This window comes from Microvirga lupini, from assembly GCF_014191055.1.
GTDB lineage: Bacteria > Pseudomonadota > Alphaproteobacteria > Rhizobiales > Beijerinckiaceae > Microvirga > Microvirga lupini_A.
In genome coordinates, this window is sequence record NZ_JACHWB010000011.1 from 1 (window position 1) to 20,566 (window position 20,566).

Here is a 20,566-nt window from a genome sequence, read left to right on the forward strand (position 1 = left end):
ATCGAGCTCGCCGACGGCGTGACGGTCGAGGAGATCAAGGCCAAGACGGCGGCGGACTTCAAGGTCGCCTTGAATGGCGGCCAGTCGAACGCGGCTTGATCTGAACTGAGTCTGCCCTTGTTCGACAGTACCAGCATATCCGGGGTCGACAGTGAGCCGCGGCAGACGTCCATACAAGTTGGAAGCGTATGAGGCTCGCTTTTCGACGGAAGTATAGAGTCCAATTTTCATGGCTTTAACGATGAAGAGCATCATAACTAAAATCGGGCTTGGGATACGGTCCTTCGTCCTTGATTTCAGAGCGATCCGCATTGGTGCAGTTGGACTGGCTGAGTTCTGGGTTGATCCGCCTCTCGACAGCCCCGAATCCACTGACGCGCCTATCAAGTACGATCAGTGAAGTTTTTGGGTCTGAAGCAGTCGCCGTTGGTCACACCCAGCACCTATGCGCTGCCCAACTGACGTTTTCCGCGAATAGTGCCCGCCACGACAGATAAAGCGCGGCATGCGAATGGCCGCTTCTGGCACGGGGCTGAAGTAAACCGAATGTCTGCAAGAGCGGAGAGCAGTAGACATTCCCAAGGTACATGCAATTTCCCTGGGTAACCCGTTACGGACCTTCCGCAGCACTTATGGGGTTATCAAGAAGCACGCCAATCACATCCATCGATAGAAGTTCTAACGTCCATCCCCGGCCACGGGAAATCCGGAAGACAGGTGCGTGTCGGGGTACTCGATGATAGCCTGTTCCGAGGACCCGCGGGTGCGATGGCACCCTGATGGCCTCAGGGCATCCGTCGACCTACGGTCCGTCAGCTCGGGAGGAGCGGTGTGGATCGGCCCCGATTTCCCTTCGGCAGCAGCGTGCATGCAGGATCGGCCGCCGGTGTGGCACGCTGGGCTTGGGTCGCGGTCGCGACGGTGATCATCCTGGGGGCTGTCTCCATCGCCAAGGCGGTCGTCGCGCCCGTGGCCTTCGCGCTGTTCCTGATCGCCCAGGTCTGGCCCTTGCAGTCGCGGCTCCAGGTAAGGATTTCGGCCCTGCCTGCCTTGGCGGTCAGCTTTCTGGTTCTCATGGTGGCATTCGGCAGTCTGGCCTCGCTCGTCCTTTGGGCGTCGAGCCGCGTCGGTCGGTGGATCATCGCCAATCTGGGGCGGTTCGAGGCGCTCTATGACCAGGCCGCGGCTTGGCTCGATGGGCACGGGGTCGCGGTCGCGGGGCTGTGGGCCGAGCATCTCAATGCCGGATGGATCGTGGGCGTGGTACGGGGTCTCACAGGACAGGCGAACACGATCCTGAGCTTCTGGCTGCTCGTTCTCGTCTACGTGATCCTCGGCCTCCTCGAGGTCGAGTCAACAGCCCGCAAGGTCCAGGCTCTGCCGAACCGCAATGCCGCACATGTCCTCTACGCTGGCACGGCCCAGGCGGCCGACAAGATCCGGCGCTACATGGTGGTGCGCACTCTCATGAGCGTCCTGACCGGGTTGCTTGTCTGGGCTGTTGCGGTACTCTTTGGCCTGCCGCTGGCGGCGGAGTGGGGCGTCATCGGCTTTACGCTGAACTACATCCCCTTCATCGGGCCCTTCATCGCCACTCTGCTGCCGACCTTGCTCGCCGTCGTGCAGTATGAGACCTGGCAGGCAGTGATCGCCATCTTCGTCTGCCTGAATGTCATCCAGTTCGTGGTCGGGAACTATGTCGAGCCGCGCCTGTCCGGCCGGGCGCTGTCGCTGTCGCCCTTTGCCGTTCTGCTGTCGGTATTCCTCTGGACTTACCTATGGGGCCTGTCGGGAACCTTCATCGGCGTTCCGATCACGGTGACCGCACTCGCCTTCTGCGCCCAGAGCCCGTCCACCCACTGGCTGGCGGTCCTGCTCGGATCGCCCGATGGGACGGTCTCAGGGACTCATGCGGGAGATGCTCCGAAACGGGAGGATTCCGGGCCTAAGCCCTGAGGCGCTTGCCTTGCCCAGCCATTGGGACATCATCGACCCGATGGGGATTCACCGCTTGGCTGTTGGGTGACGGAACGTATCAGCGGGAAGTTGTCGGCAGGGCTGTGCGGATGCGCTCTGAGAAATCGGGGGTGCCATCCGCGGCTTGGGCGGCCTCGTTGATGAGGGAGCGCTGCCGCAACTCCTCGAACGGCAACGTCGTGTCTACGCGGCCCGAGTGATAGAGGTAGCTGTCAATCAGTCCATTGAGGAGATGGCGGATGTCGAACCGTCCCTCCCGACCGGCGGCATTGGCATAACGGACGATGTTGATCGTACAACTGTTGCTCAGCAGGTGGTACCACTCTGGCCGGTCGGCCAGTTCGTTGATTCGGTTGAGATAGATCAGAAGGAGCCGACGAACGTCCTCGGCAGAGGTGTTGAGGCGGTAAAGGTACACCGCCTCACGGCGGTGATTGGTGCGCACGCCAACGATATCACGCTCATCTCCCACCACGTAGATCAACTCGAATTGCTTGAAGAGGGAGGCCAGAGGGGCAAAGCCCTCACCAACCTCCGGACGGGTTTCGATCGATATGCTCAGTGGCGGCACATTGTCGAAAAGGAAACTCAGGAAAGTGTGCCCGACTGGTCCTTCGGCCCAGTACGAAACGTAGAAGTCGAGGCCGCTCAGATGGGACAGAAAAACCTCGCGCTCCTCGTATAGTACCGTGAAATCGTCGCGGCTGCGATAGTCGAAGTTACGCACCCCGGTGAGCCGCACGTGATCGCCGTTGATGAAGGCTCGCGGCATCACCGCAACCTCCGGCCGCCATGGGCGATCATGCGAGGGCTGGATGGTCGCCCACCACGCAACCACCCCGAGAAACAGCCCGACTACGACGGCGGACTTACGTGGCTGACGCGACAACCAGAGCGCCCAGACCGAGAAAGCTGCAAAGGCTGCTGCCAGCCCTAGGCGCAGCCCAGCCCATGGCAGGTTCGAGTAGTAGATGGCCAGAGCACCCCACGCAATCAGCACCATCCAGAACAGGAACATAAATCCCGCCATCAGGAAGCGGAAGGATCTGGACAGAAACGGACCGTGCGATCTCGGCTGGAGCTTCACCCTGGCACCTGCTTGTCAGCTCCCGCTCAGGCCGAAGGTCCCCTTCGGAACGGGACCTCACTTGGGGAGCGCATTCTTGTAGATCCTGCCATCCTTCATGATGATGAGGAAGTTTCGGTCCGGATCGGCAACGAGGTCGATGTCCTCCAACGGATTTCCGTCGACCAGCAGAAGGTCCGCCAACGCTCCCTCTTCAACGATGCCGAGCTTGCCCGGATAGGGATTGCGCAGGCCGGACAGTTGAAGCAATTCGGCATTTGTCGACGTCGCCATGACCAACGCCCCGGCGGGCGTGTACCAGCGGGCGAGGGCGGCGAGCATGGCTCCTTGCCGCTTCGACAGGGCCTCGGAGAACAGGATGTCCGTTCCGAATGCCGTTTTGATCCTGTATTTTTTCGCCAGGGCATAGATGGTGTCGGTGCCGGTGACCACCTGGGCCAACTTGGCCTGCTCCGCCGGCCCTAGTCCGTTGGCGGCGCTCAGGTCGAGGAAGGGTTGCGTGCTCAGCCAGATACCCTTCTCGGCCATCAGTTGCGCCGTGGTCTCATCCATCAGGTGCCCGTGCTCGATGCACTTCACGCCTGCCGCGATCGAGCGCTGAATCGCAGCACTGGTGTAGGCATGGGTGCAGACATAGGTGCCCCAGTTCTCGGCCGCCTCGACGGCGGCGCGCAACTCGGCCTCGGTGAAGGTCGAGACATCGAGCGGAGAGAACGGAGAGGCCACGCCGCCGCCGCCCGTGAGCTTGATCTGCGATGCACCCTGCATGAGCTGCTCGCGCACCCGCAGCCGCACCTCGTCCGGACTGTCAGCGATCATGCTTCCGCCAAGCTGCTCGACACGGGCGAGCATGCCTCCGATGGTTCTTGGCAGGTCGGAGAACTGGCGAAAGTCGCCGTGACCGCTGGTAATCGTGATCACGGCGCCGGACGGATAGATTCGTGGTCCCGGCACCAGGCTCGTGTCGATGGCTCGCTTGAGATCGAAGGAGGGACCTCCCAGGTCACGGACGGTGGTGAAACCCCGCATGAGTGTGGCCATGGCTTCGACCCCGGCCAGCAGGTTGGAATAGCCAATCCCACTGGTCAGGAGCATCATGGGTGTCGGTCTCACCATCATCGTATGCCAGTGCATGTCGATCAGGCCGGGCATCAGCACGCGTTCCTCCGCGGCGATGACCTGGACATCGGGGTCGTTGCGGACATCGATAGGGGCGGTGGAGATGCGCTCGACGACATTGCCCCTGACCAGCACGTGGGAGGAGGGCGACAGCGTCGCGCCCCTGCCGTCGAAGATGCGGACATTCTCGAAGAGCGTTGACGTGTTGCGGATCGGGGCAGGCGATTGGGCCTGCGCCGCCGGGCAGGCGACAATGAAGAACGTGCCGGCTGCTATCGGCAATAGCGACGCCCGGCTCTTGCTACCCTCGGCCGATCCCCTGGCAGGGCTTTTGGGCGACCTGCTTTCGTGTGCCGCACCTGCCGTCCGCTTCTTCGAGTTCCGGAACAGCTCCGAAATCATCCTCGTGAGCATCATGTGAAACCCCGTGTCGGGTTGTCCGCTCAGGTCCGCCCGCCTCGGAGCTTCGCTCCCATCAGTCGGCATGGCTATTGGGGGAAACCCTGGCCGGAGACAGGGAAATACCGGAGCTGGCTGGGAGTGAACGTCGGGACCGGGCCGATGCCCATTCGTAGACGGCCGGTCAAAACCGCCAGATCAGCGGCACCAGGAAGACCGAAACGACGAAGAACCAGAGGAGCAGGGGCAGACCCAGTTTCCAGTAATCGCTGAAGGCATAGCCTCCCGGCCCCATGACCATCAGGTTGGTTGGCGTTGCGATGGGGGTCAGGAAAGCACCCGCCGCGGCGACGGCGGTGCTCATGAGAACCGGGCGGGGCGAGATGCCCATGCTCGCCGCGGCTGCCACGCCGATGGGAATGACGATCAGCGCGGTTGCCGTATTGCTGATCAACTGGCCGAGAAGTGCAGTGAGCGCGAACAGGCCGCCGAGCAGCGCATAGGGGCCTGCATCGCCGACAAGGTCGACCAGGCCCTCGGCCATGAGCTGTGCTGTTCCCGTCTCCACCATCGCGAGTGACAGAGGCATCAGCGCGCCGACGAGGATCACCGTCGTCCACTCGATGGCGTGATAGGATTGCTCGACGGTCAGGATCCGCGACAGGACGATGGCCCCGGCCGCGAAGAGGCCTGCGACGGCGGGTGGCACCAGGCCGGTCGCGAGCAGGATGACCATTCCGACCAGCACCGCAATCGCTTGGTAGGCTCCCGGTCCGAGGGGCACCGCCTGACGCCGCACCAGTTCGGGCGAGTTCACCACCAGCACGTCCGGATCGCTGAGGTGAACATCGAGGGCTTTCCAAGTGCCCTGGAGCAGCAGTGTGTCGCCGGCGCGCAGCGCGACGCCGCGGCCGGATTTCGGCGCGTCCGTGTTGATCTCCGCTCCGGCCCGTTGCACCGCAAGGACGATGAGGTCGCCGCTGTCGGTGACCATGCCCGGGAACATGGTCTGCCCGATGAGCCCGGAGCGCGGCGGGATCACCACCTCGGCCAGGCCGGACTGGCGATTGAAGAGGGTTTCCTCGCTCTGGTCCAAAGTCATGTCCTCGCGGAACGAGAGATGCATCCGCGCGGCGAGGGACGCGGCCGCTTCGGCATTCCCGCGCACGAGGAGATGGTCGCTCTCCGCCACGGGACGGCGAAGCGGAGTGGCGCTCTCGCCTTCTTGGGCGACGACGAGGTGCAAGCCGGGAAACGACGAGAAATCGATGTCAGACGGGGAAAGGCCGACGTAGGGCGAGTCCGCCCGCACGCGCATCTGGAAGATGCCGTCGGCCAGGCCGTACTGCTCCACCAGCGTCCTGGCATGGCGGCTGAGGTCCGCCGGCATCTTGGCGCCGTTGCGCTGGGGCAGAAGCCCTTCGCCGAAGAGGATGATGATGGCCATCGTGCCGGCGAGCAGGGGGATGCCCACGAGGGCAAATTCGAAGAAGCCGAACCCACCGACCCCGGCGTCGAGCCCCGCCTCCGAGACGAGGACGTTCACCGGCGTGCCCGTGAGCGCGAGCATCGATCCGGCATGGGCGGAGAAGACGAGCGGTATCAGGAGCTGCGAGGACTTGCGCCTAAGACGGACCGTCATGACGACCACGACCGGCAGCAGGGCGGCGACCGCGCCGTTGACGCTGATCAGCGCGGTCAAAAGCGACACGAGGCCCATGGTGAGAAGGAGGAGGCGCGTGCGGCTCTTCTCCCCCGCCCATCGGATCAGGAGCTGGCCGGCCCAGGCGGTGACGCCGGTCGCCTCGAGGCCTGTACTCACGACGAAAAGGCAGGCGATGAAGATCACGGCGGAATCGCCAAATCCGCTCAGCGCCTGTTCCAGGGTGAGGATCTGCGTCGCCCACAGCGCCAGTGCGACGCCCATGGCGACGACGACGACAGGCAGCCTGTTCCAGATGAACAGCACGACGGCAGCGGCGATGATGACGGCGATGGAAGTGATCGGACTCAAGCGCTCATCTCCTCGTGCGGCCGTTTGAAAGCGTCTGGACGAATCCAGGTCCGCTCCTTGTCGACACGAACCTTCGGTCCCGCGCGATGTGCTAGTCCTCGATCGTGGACAGCAGCAGCGCGAGGCGGCACCCCATCGCGAATTCGGGCAGGTTCACGTACTCCTTGACCGTGTGGATCTCCGCTTGGCCGGCGCCGATGGTCACGGTGGGGACGCCGTGCTTGTCGAGCCAGTTGGCATCAAGGCCGCCATTCGAGAACACGTAATTGGGTTCGAGGCCGAGCATGGTCATGGCCTTGGTCGCGCGCCGCACGACGGGCGTGGTCTCATCCAAGTTGAACGGTGGGTAGGACGGCTTATGCGTGAAGGTCACGGCGGCAATTTCGCCTTCATGATCCTTCACTTCGTTCCTGGCCTTCTGGAAGGCTTGTTCAAAGCCTTTTGCAATCGCCGTCGCGAAGGCCAATGTCGGGCTTCGCGCCTCGCCTTTGATGTAGACATAGTCCGTCACGACATTGGTGGCGTCTCCGGCAGCCTTGCCGTCCTTGCCGCCGAAGATCCCGACATTGCTCGTGCCGCGGTCACCGGCCTTCACCACCTTGCCGAACCATCCTTCGCGCTGCGCCTCCGCAAGGGCGACCGCACCGACCAGCGTCGCCGAGATACCTTTCTCGGGCGCGACGCCCGAATGCGAAGCCTTGCCGACGATCTCGACCTCCCAGTTCTCTTGGCCGACGGCGCCGACAATCAGGTCGTTCGGATCCTGGCCATCGACATTGATGCACATGAGGGCGCCTCCGAGATCGGCCGGGTCGAGCTCGCGCGCGCCATGAAGGCCGCTTTCCTCGCGGACGGTGAACAGCAATGTGATGGGCGGATGCGGCAGGTCGTGCTTCAGGAGCGTCTCCGCAAGGATAACGAGAACGGCGCATCCGGTCCGATCGTCGCCGCCGAGGGCCGTCGTGCCGTCCCCCACGATCCGGTCGCCATCGCGCCGCGGTTTGGCACCGGCGCAGAGCGGCACCGTGTCGAGATGGGTCGAGAACAGCAAGCGCGGGCCGGGCCGCGTTCCGGGCAGATCGACGATCAGGTTGCCCGTTTCCGTCGGGACGGGAATGCGCTTGTGCGCGTCGTCGAAGCGGATCGCGGACGCCGGCACGCCCGCCTTCCTGAGTGCGTCCGAGACAGCGGCCGCGATTGCCGCCTCCTGTCCGGTGACGCCCTCAACCGACAGGAACCGCATCAGGTGATCTTCCGCGGCGGCGACATCGAGGGAAATTGCAGGGTTGCCCATCAGCTCACTCCTGTACTTGCGTCGTTGCATCGATCTCGGATCACACTCCCCAGGGCAAGCCGAGCATCTTCCAAAGGGCGAAGAGGGCAGTCCAGAGAATGAACATCCACACCACATAGGGAAGCATCAGCGACACGATCGTGCCGACGCCCGCCGTCCGGTCGTATCTCTGCGCAAACCCGACGACGAGGGCGAAGTATGCGTTCAGGGGCGTGATCGCATTCATCGGCGAGTCACCGACGCGATATGCCGCGAGCACCGCCTCCGGCTCGACCCCGAGCTTCATGAGCAGCGGCACGAAGACCGGGGCGAAGATCGCCCATTTCGCGATCGCACCGGTCAGCAGCAGGTCGATGATCGCCACGACGACGATGAAGCCGAGCAGCAGCGGCAGCGCGCCGATGTTGGCCGCTTGCAGAGCACTGGACAGGCTGAGGGCCATCACCGTGCCCATGTTGGTGAAGGTGAAGTAGGCTACGAACTGGCTCAGGACGAAGAACAGGAAGATCGTGCCGCCGAGACTCTTGATCGACTTCTCGATCGCCGCGATGACCTCAGGTAGTGTCCTGAGAGTGCCAGCGCCAATGCCGTAGGCCCAGCCAGTCAGGAGGAACATCAGCATGATCAGCGCGATCAAGCCATTCATGAAGGGCGAGTTGCCGATGAGTTCCCGGGTGTCGGGATTGCGCAACGGTGCAAACGAGGGAAGGGTTAGCAGGCAGAAGACCGCGATCAGTCCAAGCAGCCCAAGACCGGCGTAGCGCAGGCCGCGCGACTCCTGCTCCGACAGTGCGGTGTTCTGCTCCGTCGTGGTTCCTTCCGCGGCCAGCTTCGAGTCGTACGTTCCCAGGCGGGGCGCGATCATACGGTCGGTGATAAAGGCGACGACCATGGTGAGGAACAGCACCGAGACGAACGAGAACCAGACGTTAGAGGCAAGGCCGATGGAACGGTTGGGATCGACGAGATGCGCCGCGTCATTGGTAAATTCGACGAGCACGGCGTCGAGTGGCTTGATCAGCATGTTGACGGTAAAGGCGCTGGCCACGGCGGCGAAACCGAGCGCAAGTCCCGCCAGCGGATGGCGTCCGACTGCCAGATAGGCGATCCCTGCGAGCGGGATCAGGACCAGATAGCCCGCGTCGGCCGCGATGCTGGCGAGGATGCCGACGAAGGACAGGATATAGGTCAGCGCCCAGGCCGGCGAGACGATGACGAGCTTCCGGATCAGCGCGGTGACCAAGCCGGATTCCTCGGCCACACCCGCGCCGATCATCGCGACGATCATGAGACCGACTGCAGTGAAACCCATGAAATTCGGGATCAGCGACTCGTACATGAAGCGGATGCCGTCCATGGTCAGCAGGCTGCGGATCTCCGTGGTCGCCGTCTCGATCTGGTGCGTGTCCGGGTTGATGCGCTCGAAGGAGACGGCCGCCCCGAACAAGCTGAGCACGGCCGAGAGCACGATGACAATGCCGATGAGGATCAGGAAAATGACCACGGGATGGGGAACCATGTTCCCCACGCGCTCGACGCCGTCAAGAAACCGCTGCATCGCGGTTTTCGGCGCGACTTCCGCGCTGCGTTTCATATCTCGCGTGGTGCTTGTCATAGCCTGCCTCGCGCCCGCGCCCATCATACGGGGTTGCGGTCTTCCGTTGCCCTGGAGGCACATCCTTGCGTCGTATGCCGACGAAACGTCTCCCGATGCTGATCTCCGTCGGGCGATCTGCCTATTAGGGCAAACCCTTGGGCGAGGCGGTGAAACACCGGAGGATCCCCGAACGGCAAGGGCTCGCCCATGACCGATCGATCCGCCGGCCGGAGGATCGGAGCCGCCCGTAAGTGCCTCGAACCGATCTACGGATCGACCATCTTGTTCCGGATCGCGTAGCGGACCAAATCAGCAGACGTATGCGCGTTTATCTTGCGCATCGCCGCGGCGCGATGGGTCTCTATGGTCTTCAGATTAATGCCCAGGAGCTGGGCAGCCTCCTTGTTCGTACGTCCCTCCGCGATGAGCTGCACGACGCCGCGCTCCCGGGAAGTCAGGACATCTCCCGTTACATGGCCATTGGCGAGATAGGCACTCAACAGGGTCTCCGAAACGCGTCCGGTGAAGTACGGCTGGTGCCGGGCCAGCGTCTCGACCGCGCTGATCAGGAAGCGCCGGGCGTCAGACTTGAGCAGGTAGCCCCGTGCGCCCGCCTCGAGCAGTTCCCGGATCAGCGGCTCGCTGCCGTGCATCGTGAAGATCAACACCTCGGTCTGAGGTTGGAAGGCCCGGATCTGTCGGGTTGCATCGACGCCGTTGAGGAGCGGGAGCTGGTAGTCGAGGATAGCGACGTTCGGCTGCGTCTCCGCCGCGAGTTCGACCGCCTGCCGGCCGTTCTCGGCCTCGGCGACCACCTCCCAGCCCGGCTGGTCCCCCAGGATCGCGCGGAGCCCGGAACGGACGACGTCATGATCATCGGCGATCAGGATGCGGGTCATAGTCGAGGATCGTGCCATTCGCGGCGATTTCCCTTCATACCCCCGATAGTTTGCCATGACACTCGGGTGAAACCCCGAAATCCGGCGGGATGAGGCCGTAGGCGTGTGGAGCGAAGTGTCGGGCCGGTCCCTGCCTATTGACCATGGCCAGCGCCAGCCAAGTTCTCTGGTTTGCGGGGAACGCGGGCGCGGATCACGGTCCCGGTGCGCCCGGTCCGGATCCGGAGGGTGCCGCCGAACTGGTGCAAGCGGATGCGCATACCCGGGATGCCCACGCCCAGGGTCGGCTTGCCGATCTTAGAGGCGACTGGGTTTGCCTGCATCCCATGGCCGTCGTCCGCAACGCACAGGATGACCTCGTCCGGCGTGTTGCGCAGGTTGACGGTCACACGTGATGCAGCGGCATGGCGGTGAACGTTCGACAAGGCCTCCTGGACGATCCGGAACAGGGCCCGGCGGACCTCGACCCGAAGGCGATCCGCTCCTCCGTCGAACCGGCATGCGACCTCCAGTCCTGTGCGATCGGAGAAGCCGTCGGCGAAGGCCCGGACTGCCTCGCGGAAGCCATTCTCCTCGAGGCTGGCCGGATGCAGCAGGTAGGTGAACAGGCGCAGCTCCTTTAGAGCCTCCTCCAGCAGATGGTCGATCTCGTCGAGCAGCCGTTGCCCGTCCCGCTGCGGCAGCAGCCGCTCGATCTTCATCAGGTTGAGCCCGACGGCGACCAAGTACTGCGTCGTGGAGTCGTGGAGCTCCGCTGCGATGCGCTGGCGCTCCTCGTCCTGGAGCGTCAGCAGTCGCTCCGACAGCTCGTTGACAGAGGCTCTGGCAATCATCAGTTCAGTGACCTCCTCGTGGGACACGATGATGCGGGCCTTGCCCCCGATCCGGAAGCGGCGGGCTCGGATCATGAACCAGCGGTCGCCGTCGGGGGAGGTGGTCTGGTAGAGGCCCTGGAAGCCGGGGCGAATGTCCGCGATCACGTCCTCCATCGCGCTGAAACGCTGTTCGCCGGGCACAGCGACATCGAGGTACCTGGATCCGGTGCCGTGCGCAGGGACGTTCGGTTGCGTAGCATCGATGAAACGGCACCAGGCCTGGTTTACGGCGATGATGCGGCCATGCCCGTCGAGGATGGCGATCTGCTTGGTGAGGGCATCGAGCGAGGCCTGGAGAAGCTCCCGCTCCTCGACTGTGGCGCGGTGGGCGAGGACCCGATCGGTGACATCGCAGAAATAGACGCTGGCGCCCTCGGGTGATGGAAATGCGCGCAGTTCGATGAAGCGGTCGGGGCGCAGGGCGGACGGAACCTCGCCCCGATATTCCCTGCGGTGTTCGACCGCCTGCACCACTGCCTCCGCGCAGGCTGAGTGACGATCGACCAAGTCGAGATAGCGCCGCCCGATGAGCTCGCTGCGAGACTTGCCGCACCACCGCAAGGTCGCTGAATTGGTATTCGTGATGCGGTAGGAGTAGTCGAGAGTGAAATAGCAGTCCGTGATGCTCTCGAGGATGTTGCCCATCCGCGCGTTGGCAGCCACGAGTTCGCTTCTCGTGGCCAATGCGGTGAGCCTGAGGGAGTCGATAGGTCCCACGTTGCGCAGCAGGGCCCGGACGGCGATGCCACCGATCAGGAAGAGGGCGAGGGTGGCGAGCAACGACTGGTAGAGCGCACGGCGGATAGGTGCGTTAGACAGGGTCGTGGGGAGGACAGAAACGGCCGTATACCCGGTCCCGGATGACCGTTCGAAGGTGGTGAGGTAGCCTTCGATGGTTTCAAACTCGCCGCTGCGGCCGGAAAGCAGCGAGGCCGGTCCGGGCAACGGGGCCGCGCCCCATTCGACCGCACCGGTGACGAGCCGCTGGAGCTTGCGGTCTAGGAGGACTGTTCCCCACTCGGTCGGGCGGACGGCATTCCGGACGGCATTGTTGAAGTGCATCTCCGGTACGTGAAGCGACAGCACCCCGTTCATCTTCCCGCCTGCGTCGTCCAGGCGAAGGCTGATCGAAACGATCCAGAGCCCGACGGACGGGGAGTGCATGCGGTCCGACATGATGAGGCTCTTAGTGCGGATCGCCTCGAACTGCTCTCGGATGCCGGAAAGCTCATCAATGCGGGGCAGGGTGGCTCCGAAGGGGTCCCTGGTCCTGAGAAGCACCCTGTCGCGGTCCCAAAGCGTGAACCAGGCCCCATCCGGTCGGGGCGTTGCCCGGAGTTGGCGATGAAACCCTTCGAGATCGCCGGTCTTAAGTAACGGCGACTGGGACAGCCCCTTGAGAAGGTATCCCATGGCCTGCGCCTCACGCTCGATCGTGTGAGTCGCCGAGATGGCTGTCACCAAACCGTGATGGGCGATCTCATGCCGGGCCCCATAGGCGTGCCAGAACACGGCCGTCCACGTGGTCAGGAGGGAGAGGCCGATCGTGGAAGCCGCGATGAGAATGATCGATCGGTGGGTGTCGCCGCGGTCGGCGACACCAAGCGTCGGGAGTCTGAGATCCACAGAGGAGAACATGGAGCCTCCCGCTCAGATCGTATTTCGGGGCACGTTACCGGACTTAACAAGACACATAGGACCGGAGAGCTCCACGGGAGCGGACGCCGCTCTCAGCGAGAAGTCCTCCCTAATGAAAGGATAATGCTCTCAAAACCTGATGGCTATAGGATCGCGCAGGAATTGGATCTTCCCGTCGGAATTGCGAGGCTGGCCAGTCGTCTTGGAGGATAAACCCATGTTAGTATAGGCACAAGCAAGGGCGCATGCATACGCGGGCAACCCTCGACGATCTGCATCCTACCCTGGGACGGGTGAGATCATGCCCATGCAGGAGAGTGCGGCATCGGTAAGGTCCGCCAACTCAATTTGGCTGGAACGGGGGCATTGTCCCGTCCGTTCCAGCCCACGCCTCCCTCAACGGCAGTAGATGTTGCCGAAGCGGTCGCGATAGGTGCCATAGGGGCACGGATTCCTGGGCGCGGTCGCGCTGCCGACAATCGCGCCGCCTGCCGCGCCTATCGCCCCTCCGGCCAAGGCACCGCCGACCCGACCCGTGGCCGCTCCGCCGATCGCGGCTCCCGCAAGGCCGCCAATGGCAGCGCCACTGACGGCCCGATCGCCTGGGTTTCGCACGCCGCGACGGAGAGCGTGAGCGCAGCAGCGGCGATGACTGTCGTGGTCTTCCTCATCGGACTTCCCCTTCGAAGTTGCGGATCGCTGACCCGCGACGTGTCGCAGGTGACGACAGGTTCTTCCCTTGCGGTTGGTTCGGATAGTGGGGAAACCCTGGGATCGTCGGGTGCGGGATCCCAGGCGGGTAGGTTCCAACCAACTCTGGTGGGCAGGTGCGGAAGCCGATGGAGGCCAAGCCGTTCGGCGCAGGCTGCTTTTTTCTACGCGTCTTCAGGGCAATTCCCACTCCCGCTGAGGGTTACACCCGATGGTGTCGCGGCCTGACAGCGGTACTCTCGTGTGGGAGCCATGTCATCGGCGAGAGACCGCATCTCCCTGCTGCGCCGCCAGGCGGGGAAACCGCCGCAAGGGGCAGGTCGATCGCGATGGGAGCGAAGCATGCGCATCCGCATTGGGTTCAACATCTCGGCACTCCTGCTGTATGGCCTGAGTTGGATCCTGCTCGCCGCCGCCGTGCTGATGGTGACCCTCGCGATTGCGACAGCCCTGGGTCTGGCAAACCTCCCGATGAAGGTCTCCCCGGACCTGATCGGCAGTGTGATTTGTGCCCTGCTCGCGCTCCTGTTCCGCATCCTGGCCGCCCGGCTTGGCTAGGCTGCCTGATCGGTGGCCCGGCGCTGGCGCCGCTGCCCGGTCGGTCGCCATCGGTTCTCCGGGGCGGTCCAACGCCCGGATCGAGGAACGGAGCATGGAGAAAGCCATGATGATTCCTGATACCGTTTCCACCCCTTCGAATGATACCCCGATAAGACCTCCCGGTTGGATTCGCCTGATGTTAGGTGCCGTCATGATCCTGACAGGACTGGCCGTCCTGGCCGACGTTGCATTTGCCGTGCTCGTCAGTTCAGCCTTCATCGGGGCCGCTGCCATTGCGGTCGGCGCCTTCGAGATCATCCATGCCGTATGGACGAGAGGCTGGGGCGGTCTCGCCTGGCAGGCGCTCCTTGGCTTCCTGTACGTGGCCGCCGGCATCGTTCTCCTCGACGGGGCCGGCTCGGGTGAGACGGTCGTAGCCTCTGGTGTCGCCCGGTCCACCCGTTCCGGCGAACTGCTGCTCACCTACGGACTCGGCCTGCTGCTCCTGCTGTCAGGCACCGTCAGGATCCTGCTCGGATGGAGGCGGTGGTGGGAGAGCGGCTGGGTGATGCTGCTGTCCGGTGCGTTCGGCGTCATGGCGGGCGTCATTGTCTTGACCGAGTTCCCGAAGATCGGTCTCTGGGTCTTCGGGCTGCTGCTCGGGGTTGATCTGATGGTACACGGTGCCGCATGGCTCGGGTACGCCTTTTCTCGGAGAGCCAGGACGGTGTAGCTCCGGTCGTGGTGGGACATCACCTGAGGGCAATCATGGGGCGACCGTGATGGCTGCGATAGCTTTCCTTATCGTGCTCTCCTGGCCCGAGGCCGTGCTCAGGCTCCTGCGATTCCTGTCCGTGGGAGACCGCTCCCGGCTCTCAAATCGTCGCACCGACAGCGAGCGCACCCATCACGACCGCGACACCGAGTAGGATCCACCGCAAGCTGAACAGCCGCGATAGCAAGGCGTTCCGAAGCAAACGCATGGCGGGCCCCTTCACCGTTCAAGCCTCCGGGGTTCAGGAACGGGCTCAGAGGATCCACGCTCATTGCCCTGCGCACTCCCCGCGGCGAGCGCTCCAGACCCAACGGCCCGGCACCCAGACGAACCCGCGACGGGGCCGTGGCCGACGCTCCCGTCCCCGCGGCGAGGGAGAGCCTCCTGGACGACGGGGGCGTGGCGACGATGTTCGGGACGGGGCTGGGCGTCTGCGTCGGTCGACGCGGACGAGCCGAGCGGGATGGCCACCGCCGCGCCGACCAGCCAGTTCAGGAGGAGCCGTCGTGTGATCACGTCGACCTCCTTTGCCGAACTGCACCGGTCATCCCGTGCCGGGCAATGACGCCACTGCGGCGCCCGCGGCCTCGACGCCGTCACTTGGGCTCGGCGGATGGGCGCGCGCGAGGGCCGCCTGGAGCTTGGCTTCCTGCTCGGGCGACAGCGAGGAGCGGATCACGTGTCCCTTAAACCCCGACAGCTCGGCCAGGATCTTCTCGGGTTGAGATTTGCGGATCAGCAGGAACAGGGCCGAGGTCTCGGGTTTGAGCGTGTCGCCGATCGACCTGATGAAGTCATCGTTGATGCCGTAATCGAGCATGCTTCCGGAGAGGGCGCCAGAGCCGGCGCCGACGGCGCCGCCGATGGCGAACCCGGCGAGCGGGTTGAGGAACAGCAGGCCGATGAGGCTGCCCCACATTGCTCCGCGCAGGCCACCTCCGGCAGCGCCGAGGCTCACGAGATTGACACTCTGCTTGATGCGCACGGACCCATCCTGGCCGCGGATGGCGACGACGGCATCCTCAAGATCGATGAGATATTCTTTTTGCAGCCGCGTCAGTTCGGTCAGGACGCCATCCGCATCGGTCAGGCAGTCGAACCCGACGACCACTAGTTCAGCCATAGCTGTCCTCCTCACGCAACGACCCGGGCGGGCCGCGACAAGCCGCAAGAGTACCGGATCCGAGCGGCGGGAGTATCGGGGCGAACCCCGAGTCGAGGCCGGGAAACGCCTGAACTGACGGGCGGAAATCAGTCCCTCAGGCGACCCAGGGTCCTTCCGCGAACGGCGTGCTCAGGGTGGATTTAGGTGTCTCGGTTGCCGGCTTGACCCATTCGGTGCTTCTGCCGCGTTCCGGATGGCTAGGCGGAGCCACGTCGTTGGGCCGTAATCGGTGATCGGATCATGCAGACCATCTGTTTCGCCGAAGATGAGGTAAAAGCCGCGGCGGCCATTCCATGAAGAACAGGCAGGTCGCGCCCTGTATGCCGCCAAGAGACAGGGGGTGAGATGCCGATGTTGTTCAAGCGGAGCATGGCAGGAAGGTCTGTTCATGGCACCGGAGCGGAAGTACACCGAATGTCCGGATTGGCGCAGTGAGCAGACGTCTGTCTACAAACTAACGCCAAGCATAACCAATTCTAGGACGCAGACAGTGATCCATCAGGTCGCCCTCAGGCCATTACCGACTTAACCGCTAGATGAGGTGAGCCCAGGGACTTTCGGGCATTTAGCAGAGACATGATGGTATAGATGAACATGAGGCAGGAGGCTAATATGGGCGGGATCTAACGCGCTTGAGGTTAGGTTCTTGAGCCCCAACCTTAACATTTGTTAGCATCCTGCAGGACGAGCAGGCCTTGCCTTTCGGCTTCTACAGAACAGGTGCAACGGGTACTGGGGACAGCCCATACACCAGAAATGTGCTTCACACGGTGCTGCTAAGCTCGTCTCTGCAGAGCCACCAAACCACGCATCCACCATTACAACGCTGGGCATGATGGCGGATTGGCTTCGGCCGCTTTCTGGCTTGCGATGTAGATGATTCAGAGACGTTCATAGCAAACCCAAGGGTAGGTGGGGCAGGAAGACGTCGATCTGCGACCTCTTTCTCATTCGCTGCTCCCGTACTTGCGGACCGTCCGAACGAAGTGAGGACGGAACATTGTGCTCCCCCGAGAGATAAGGGTACGTTGATCTCTCGTTGATCCTACCTTGATGTTGCATGTTCGGATAAGACTGCAGAGGGCTCAATCTGGGCGATCACCGCCTCAAAGCGTTCGACAGCGGCCTCGCACTGTTCCTGTAAGTTGGCTAGCCAAGCCTTGGTTGCCTTAGTGTGAGGGCAATGCAGCAGCCGGTAAATGCCGATCGCTTGAACGTCGGCTATATGCCTCTTCACGGGACAGAAGGCTTTAAGCCCCTGTCCAAGGGCCCATTGCACCTGAGCCTCAGTTAACATGAGAGACGTCAGTTCCGTTGCGGCGAGACCGATAGCCTTTTCACACTCCTCCCCATGATACAAGTGAATAGGCCACATCTCCTCGCCATGCTCGCTGTCACTATCGACAAGGTAGACCATTGGGGCGACAAGATGGAGGTCAATAAGGATCTTGAAAGCGTCAAAGAAATTGTTGAAGGGCCTCTTCGACGATTGGTTGAGATGCAGCTCACAGAATGAGGCCGCTGGGTAGACATAGGGGGCAACAGGCTTGAAGCCCCACACGACATACTCGCCACGTTGTCCGATCAGCACTCGCTCATACTTGAACCACAAGCCGTGCGGTGTACGCCAATTGATCTCAAGGCCGTTGATAAGATCATGGGCATGGTACAGGTCGATAAATAGCCGTAGGGCGCGAATATTGTTTGACTGGCGGATCTGCTCGATAGGGGTAAGCGGGACATCCTCTACAACCTCAACCACGCTGCACAGCAACCAGATTAGGTCAGGCTCATTGGATTCAGCCTTCAGGTCAACAATAGTAAAAGTACGATCCCACTCATCCATCAAGTAACCTTTCTGAACAAGGGCGATTGCTGTCTCGTAAAGCCTTCCGGATTGCCATACACTGTTACGCCGTCCGGTCTTGGGCATGGTGTGCTTGCCTATGCGGATGATGTTGTAGATCTGCTGCTCTTCGCTTGTCAGAGCGGCAGGCCTCGCCCTCTCATGAGCGTGCATCATGGAATACTGTGGTCGCGTTCCTTCCTTCTCAACCTTGATCAATCCTGCGTATACCAACGATGCGATGGCTTGTTTGACACGGGGTCGGCCAATCCTCATGTGCCGGGTAATGGCATCCACTGACCACCGCGTTGCGGTCTGATCGCCGCCAGACCCGCAGGCCAGCACGAGATAGGATACAGCGGCAGGCATTCCAAGCTCACACACTCTTGGCCAAGATCGTGCGTCGATGGCAAAGAATCTCTCCTTCGCCGTTTTCTTAGGCTTCTTAGGACTCGCGGACGCCAAATCGTGGTGGTTATCGTTGATCAATCCTGGTTCTCCTGGATGAGAAACTCTCCAAAGGCATAAGGCACGGTGCGCGTTCGGAGAGGCAGAGGGCGCAAGACGCCCTCCGGGTTGCTGAGATCGGTTCTCGACCTCTAGCCTAGGCGAAGCTCGTGCCCTCGATCGGGGCCTGCTTGATGCCGTCGACGACTTCCGGCGCGTTGATCCCGGCAGCTTTGAGGATCGTCGGCACGATGTCGCTCACGTGCACGAACTGCTCGCGAAGGCCCCCTTGTCCTTGATGCGCGCCGGCCAGGAGACGGCCATGTTCTGGTTGACGCCGCCGAGCTGGGAGGCATTCTGCTTAAGCCAGGAGAACGGCGTGTCGAAGGTCCATGACCAGCCGGCGGACATGTGGTTCTAGGTCTGCTCGGTGCCCCAGACGTCGTAGAACCTCATCTGGACGTCGACGGGCAGCTTGTTCCAGCCGTCGTTGAACAGCTTTATCTGGCTGATCTTATCGACCCATTCCTTGGTCGGATGATGAGGCTCGTGCGTGGCGCCGGGCGCGCACTTGACGAGGATCGGCTTGCCCGGCTGGATCTGGTGCATCTGGTTCACGTAGTCGATGGCGTCGTCGGCCATGGCAGTGACCAGGTTCCATCTCCCGGGGGGCTTGCCCTCGAACGGATAAATCTGCGTGGTGTTGCGGAAGAGGTTCGGCTGCCATTGGTTCGCGTCGCCGCCGATGAAGCCGTAGAAATACTCGAAGCCCATGCCTACCGGCCACTGGTCGAACGGCCCGGCTAGCCGCGAAGGCAGGCACGTTGTGGTCCTTGCCGAACCAGGAAGTGGCATAGCCATTATCCTTCAGGATCCGGCCGATAGTGGCCTTGTCCTTGGCGATGATGCTGTTGTAGCCGGGAAAGCCCGTGGACTACTCGGAGATGACGCCGAAGCCAGCCGAGTGGTGGTTGCGTCCGGTGATGAGCGCGGCGCGCGTGGGGGAGCACAGGGCCGTGGAGAACATCCGGTTATAGCGCAGCCCCTGATTGGCGATACGGTCCAGCGCTGGCGTTGGGATGACCCCGCCGAAGGTGCTGGGTACGCCGAAGCCAGCGTCGTCAGTGATGATCAGCAGCATGTTCGGTGCGCCCTTGGGCGGCACGACACGCGGCGCTCATCACGGCGTGGACTGCAAGGCTTCTTCCTTGATCACGCCACCGAACGCCGGGCCGGGGCGGGGAGTTGCCGGCTGTCGATGGTGGTGGCATCCGGCGCGTCGGGTGTGCCGGTTACCTGCTGGGCTTGCACCACGGAGATCGCCAGGAGGCTGGCGGTGGCGAGGGACAGGGCGACTGACGAGGCTTTCTTCATATCGGCGATCCTCCGTGAGCGACGGCAGGCCAGGCTCCCCGGCGGCCAGGGCGAGGGTGATCGTCCCCAATCCAAGGGCGTGCATCTTCCCAAATATGCAATGGATCGCAGTTCGCGGGAGCGTGCTTGACCGAATCGGCCATCGGGTTGGCAGAAACGGACGGATCCCAGCCCTCTAATCCGAAAGAGTTGCCGATCCTGCGGACGTGCCGGGATCGGTCAGGCCTCTGCCCAGTTCGGTCAAGCGGACGTGGCGTAATCGCGCGACACTGGCCGCTCCACTCCGGCCCGGAAGGGACAACGCCTGCCATGACCACTGCCGACATCACGCCCGTTGCCGAGGCTCCCGAAAGGAACCCACCGCAACCCGGCTTGGTCTGGATTCTGGGCGGCACGTTCTGGATGGGTTCGGATCGGCACTATCCGGAGGAGGCCCCAGTCCATCGTGCCACCCGGAAAGCCGAGGAGAGCGGTGGGACAGTAGTCGCTTCGAGGGATGCGTCCCGCTTAGAGAGTCCCGACCATGCAACGTTACTTGCGGCTCGCCGTACTTAGTTCATTGATCACCGCCATCCCGGCCTCGGCTCAGGACCGGGAGGGATCCCGTTTGCCTTCCGGCGAGATCCGGATCCCGTCGGGCGCTGCAATTGACAGGATGCTCGACCGGAATGCGGTGCCGGATCCGGCCAAGGATTTCTCGGGCAACGACGCGACCGCGATCCAGCAGATGGATGAGCAGGACAGGAAGATCAATCGCGAGGTCGAGAAGGGCATCTGCCCGGGATGCTGAGGGCTGGATGCGCTATGCC

15 protein-coding genes and 3 pseudogenes are annotated in these 20,566 nt (G+C 62.9%); 6 read left to right on the forward strand and 12 right to left on the reverse strand.

Annotated elements, in window-relative coordinates; all coding sequences use genetic code 11:
• Window positions 1–888 precede the first annotated feature (888 nt).
• On the forward strand, window positions 889–1,956 hold the full coding sequence (locus tag FHR70_RS22440; protein WP_183454587.1) for an AI-2E family transporter: 1,068 nt from the start codon (window positions 889–891) through the stop codon (window positions 1,954–1,956).
• Window positions 1,957–2,035: 79 nt separating this feature from the next.
• Here FHR70_RS22440 and FHR70_RS22445 read toward each other — a convergent pair whose 3' ends face one another.
• From FHR70_RS22445 to FHR70_RS22480, 8 genes and pseudogenes are all read right to left on the reverse strand, one after another.
• The gene (locus FHR70_RS22445) at window positions 2,036–2,995 is read right to left on the reverse strand and encodes an Lnb N-terminal periplasmic domain-containing protein (protein ID WP_246408451.1); all 960 of its coding nucleotides are present in this window, start codon (window positions 2,993–2,995) and stop codon (window positions 2,036–2,038) included.
• A 126-nt stretch (window positions 2,996–3,121) separates the two neighbouring features.
• Window positions 3,122–4,465, reverse strand: coding sequence for a metal-dependent hydrolase family protein (locus FHR70_RS22450; RefSeq protein ID WP_210277751.1), 1,344 nt, complete (start codon window positions 4,463–4,465; stop codon window positions 3,122–3,124).
• Between the two features lie 301 nt (window positions 4,466–4,766).
• Window positions 4,767–6,596: an SLC13 family permease gene (locus FHR70_RS22455; RefSeq protein ID WP_183454438.1), complete on the reverse strand. Its 1,830-nt coding sequence runs from the start codon at window positions 6,594–6,596 to the stop codon at window positions 4,767–4,769.
• Window positions 6,597–6,687: 91 nt separating this feature from the next.
• Window positions 6,688–7,890 (reverse strand): M20/M25/M40 family metallo-hydrolase, encoded by a 1,203-nt coding sequence (locus tag FHR70_RS22460; protein ID WP_183454441.1) that lies wholly within the window; start codon window positions 7,888–7,890, stop codon window positions 6,688–6,690.
• Window positions 7,891–7,930: 40 nt separating this feature from the next.
• Window positions 7,931–9,448: an AbgT family transporter gene (locus FHR70_RS22465; RefSeq protein WP_246408453.1), complete on the reverse strand. Its 1,518-nt coding sequence runs from the start codon at window positions 9,446–9,448 to the stop codon at window positions 7,931–7,933.
• Between the two features lie 305 nt (window positions 9,449–9,753).
• Window positions 9,754–10,386, reverse strand: coding sequence for a response regulator (locus FHR70_RS22470; protein ID WP_183454593.1), 633 nt, complete (start codon window positions 10,384–10,386; stop codon window positions 9,754–9,756).
• A 134-nt stretch (window positions 10,387–10,520) separates the two neighbouring features.
• Window positions 10,521–12,899, reverse strand: a complete 2,379-nt coding sequence (locus tag FHR70_RS22475; RefSeq protein WP_183454445.1) for a sensor histidine kinase — start codon at window positions 12,897–12,899, stop codon at window positions 10,521–10,523.
• Between the two features lie 396 nt (window positions 12,900–13,295).
• A pseudogene (locus tag FHR70_RS22480) lies at window positions 13,296–13,570 on the reverse strand (glycine zipper domain-containing protein).
• A gap of 382 nt (window positions 13,571–13,952) precedes the next feature.
• On the opposite strand from FHR70_RS22480, the gene FHR70_RS22485 reads away from it, so the two are divergent.
• The 3 genes from FHR70_RS22485 to FHR70_RS22495 all read left to right on the forward strand — a co-directional run bounded on the left by FHR70_RS22485 (window position 13,953) and on the right by FHR70_RS22495 (window position 15,079).
• Window positions 13,953–14,168, forward strand: coding sequence for a hypothetical protein (locus FHR70_RS22485; RefSeq protein ID WP_183454447.1), 216 nt, complete (start codon window positions 13,953–13,955; stop codon window positions 14,166–14,168).
• A gap of 178 nt (window positions 14,169–14,346) precedes the next feature.
• Window positions 14,347–14,883 (forward strand): DUF308 domain-containing protein, encoded by a 537-nt coding sequence (locus FHR70_RS22490; RefSeq protein ID WP_246408455.1) that lies wholly within the window; start codon window positions 14,347–14,349, stop codon window positions 14,881–14,883.
• Window positions 14,884–14,932: 49 nt separating this feature from the next.
• Window positions 14,933–15,079, forward strand: coding sequence for a hypothetical protein (locus tag FHR70_RS22495; RefSeq protein ID WP_183454451.1), 147 nt, complete (start codon window positions 14,933–14,935; stop codon window positions 15,077–15,079).
• 114 nt (window positions 15,080–15,193) lie between these two features.
• Here the strand turns inward: FHR70_RS22495 and FHR70_RS24625 are convergent, their stop codons facing one another.
• From FHR70_RS24625 to FHR70_RS22510, 4 genes and pseudogenes are all read right to left on the reverse strand, one after another.
• Window positions 15,194–15,466, reverse strand: coding sequence for a hypothetical protein (locus tag FHR70_RS24625; protein WP_425487893.1), 273 nt, complete (start codon window positions 15,464–15,466; stop codon window positions 15,194–15,196).
• A gap of 3 nt (window positions 15,467–15,469) precedes the next feature.
• On the reverse strand, window positions 15,470–16,048 hold the full coding sequence (locus FHR70_RS22500) for a DUF1269 domain-containing protein (RefSeq protein ID WP_183454452.1): 579 nt from the start codon (window positions 16,046–16,048) through the stop codon (window positions 15,470–15,472).
• Between the two features lie 1,087 nt (window positions 16,049–17,135).
• On the reverse strand, window positions 17,136–18,425 hold the full coding sequence (locus FHR70_RS22505; RefSeq protein WP_183454454.1) for a hypothetical protein: 1,290 nt from the start codon (window positions 18,423–18,425) through the stop codon (window positions 17,136–17,138).
• Window positions 18,426–18,543: 118 nt separating this feature from the next.
• Window positions 18,544–19,757, reverse strand: a pseudogene (locus tag FHR70_RS22510) (sulfatase-like hydrolase/transferase); the annotation flags it as partial.
• Window positions 19,758–20,066: 309 nt separating this feature from the next.
• On the opposite strand from FHR70_RS22510, the pseudogene FHR70_RS24240 reads away from it, so the two are divergent.
• Window positions 20,067–20,210 (forward strand): annotated as a pseudogene (locus tag FHR70_RS24240) (formylglycine-generating enzyme family protein); the annotation flags it as partial.
• Between the two features lie 70 nt (window positions 20,211–20,280).
• Window positions 20,281–20,547 carry a hypothetical protein gene (locus FHR70_RS22515; protein WP_183454456.1) on the forward strand — a complete coding sequence of 89 codons (267 nt, stop codon included), beginning with the start codon at window positions 20,281–20,283 and terminating at the stop codon, window positions 20,545–20,547.
• Window positions 20,548–20,566 lie beyond the last annotated feature (19 nt).

What these genes read in the sequence shown, in the direction of transcription:
- FHR70_RS22445 (WP_246408451.1), bottom strand. Translation starts at nt 2,995, where the DNA reads ATGTTCCTGTTCTGGATGGTGCTGATTGCGTGGGGTGCTCTGGCCATC.
- FHR70_RS22460 (WP_183454441.1), bottom strand. Translation starts at nt 7,890, where the DNA reads ATGGGCAACCCTGCAATTTCCCTCGATGTCGCCGCCGCGGAAGATCAC.
- FHR70_RS22465 (WP_246408453.1), bottom strand. Translation starts at nt 9,448, where the DNA reads ATGCAGCGGTTTCTTGACGGCGTCGAGCGCGTGGGGAACATGGTTCCC.
- FHR70_RS22470 (WP_183454593.1), bottom strand. Translation starts at nt 10,386, where the DNA reads ATGACCCGCATCCTGATCGCCGATGATCATGACGTCGTCCGTTCCGGG.
- FHR70_RS22475 (WP_183454445.1), bottom strand. Translation starts at nt 12,899, where the DNA reads ATGTTCTCCTCTGTGGATCTCAGACTCCCGACGCTTGGTGTCGCCGAC.
- FHR70_RS22485 (WP_183454447.1), top strand. Translation starts at nt 13,953, where the DNA reads ATGCGCATCCGCATTGGGTTCAACATCTCGGCACTCCTGCTGTATGGC.
- FHR70_RS22490 (WP_246408455.1), top strand. Translation starts at nt 14,347, where the DNA reads ATGTTAGGTGCCGTCATGATCCTGACAGGACTGGCCGTCCTGGCCGAC.
- FHR70_RS22495 (WP_183454451.1), top strand. Translation starts at nt 14,933, where the DNA reads ATGGCTGCGATAGCTTTCCTTATCGTGCTCTCCTGGCCCGAGGCCGTG.
- FHR70_RS22500 (WP_183454452.1), bottom strand. Translation starts at nt 16,048, where the DNA reads ATGGCTGAACTAGTGGTCGTCGGGTTCGACTGCCTGACCGATGCGGAT.
- FHR70_RS22515 (WP_183454456.1), top strand. Translation starts at nt 20,281, where the DNA reads ATGCAACGTTACTTGCGGCTCGCCGTACTTAGTTCATTGATCACCGCC.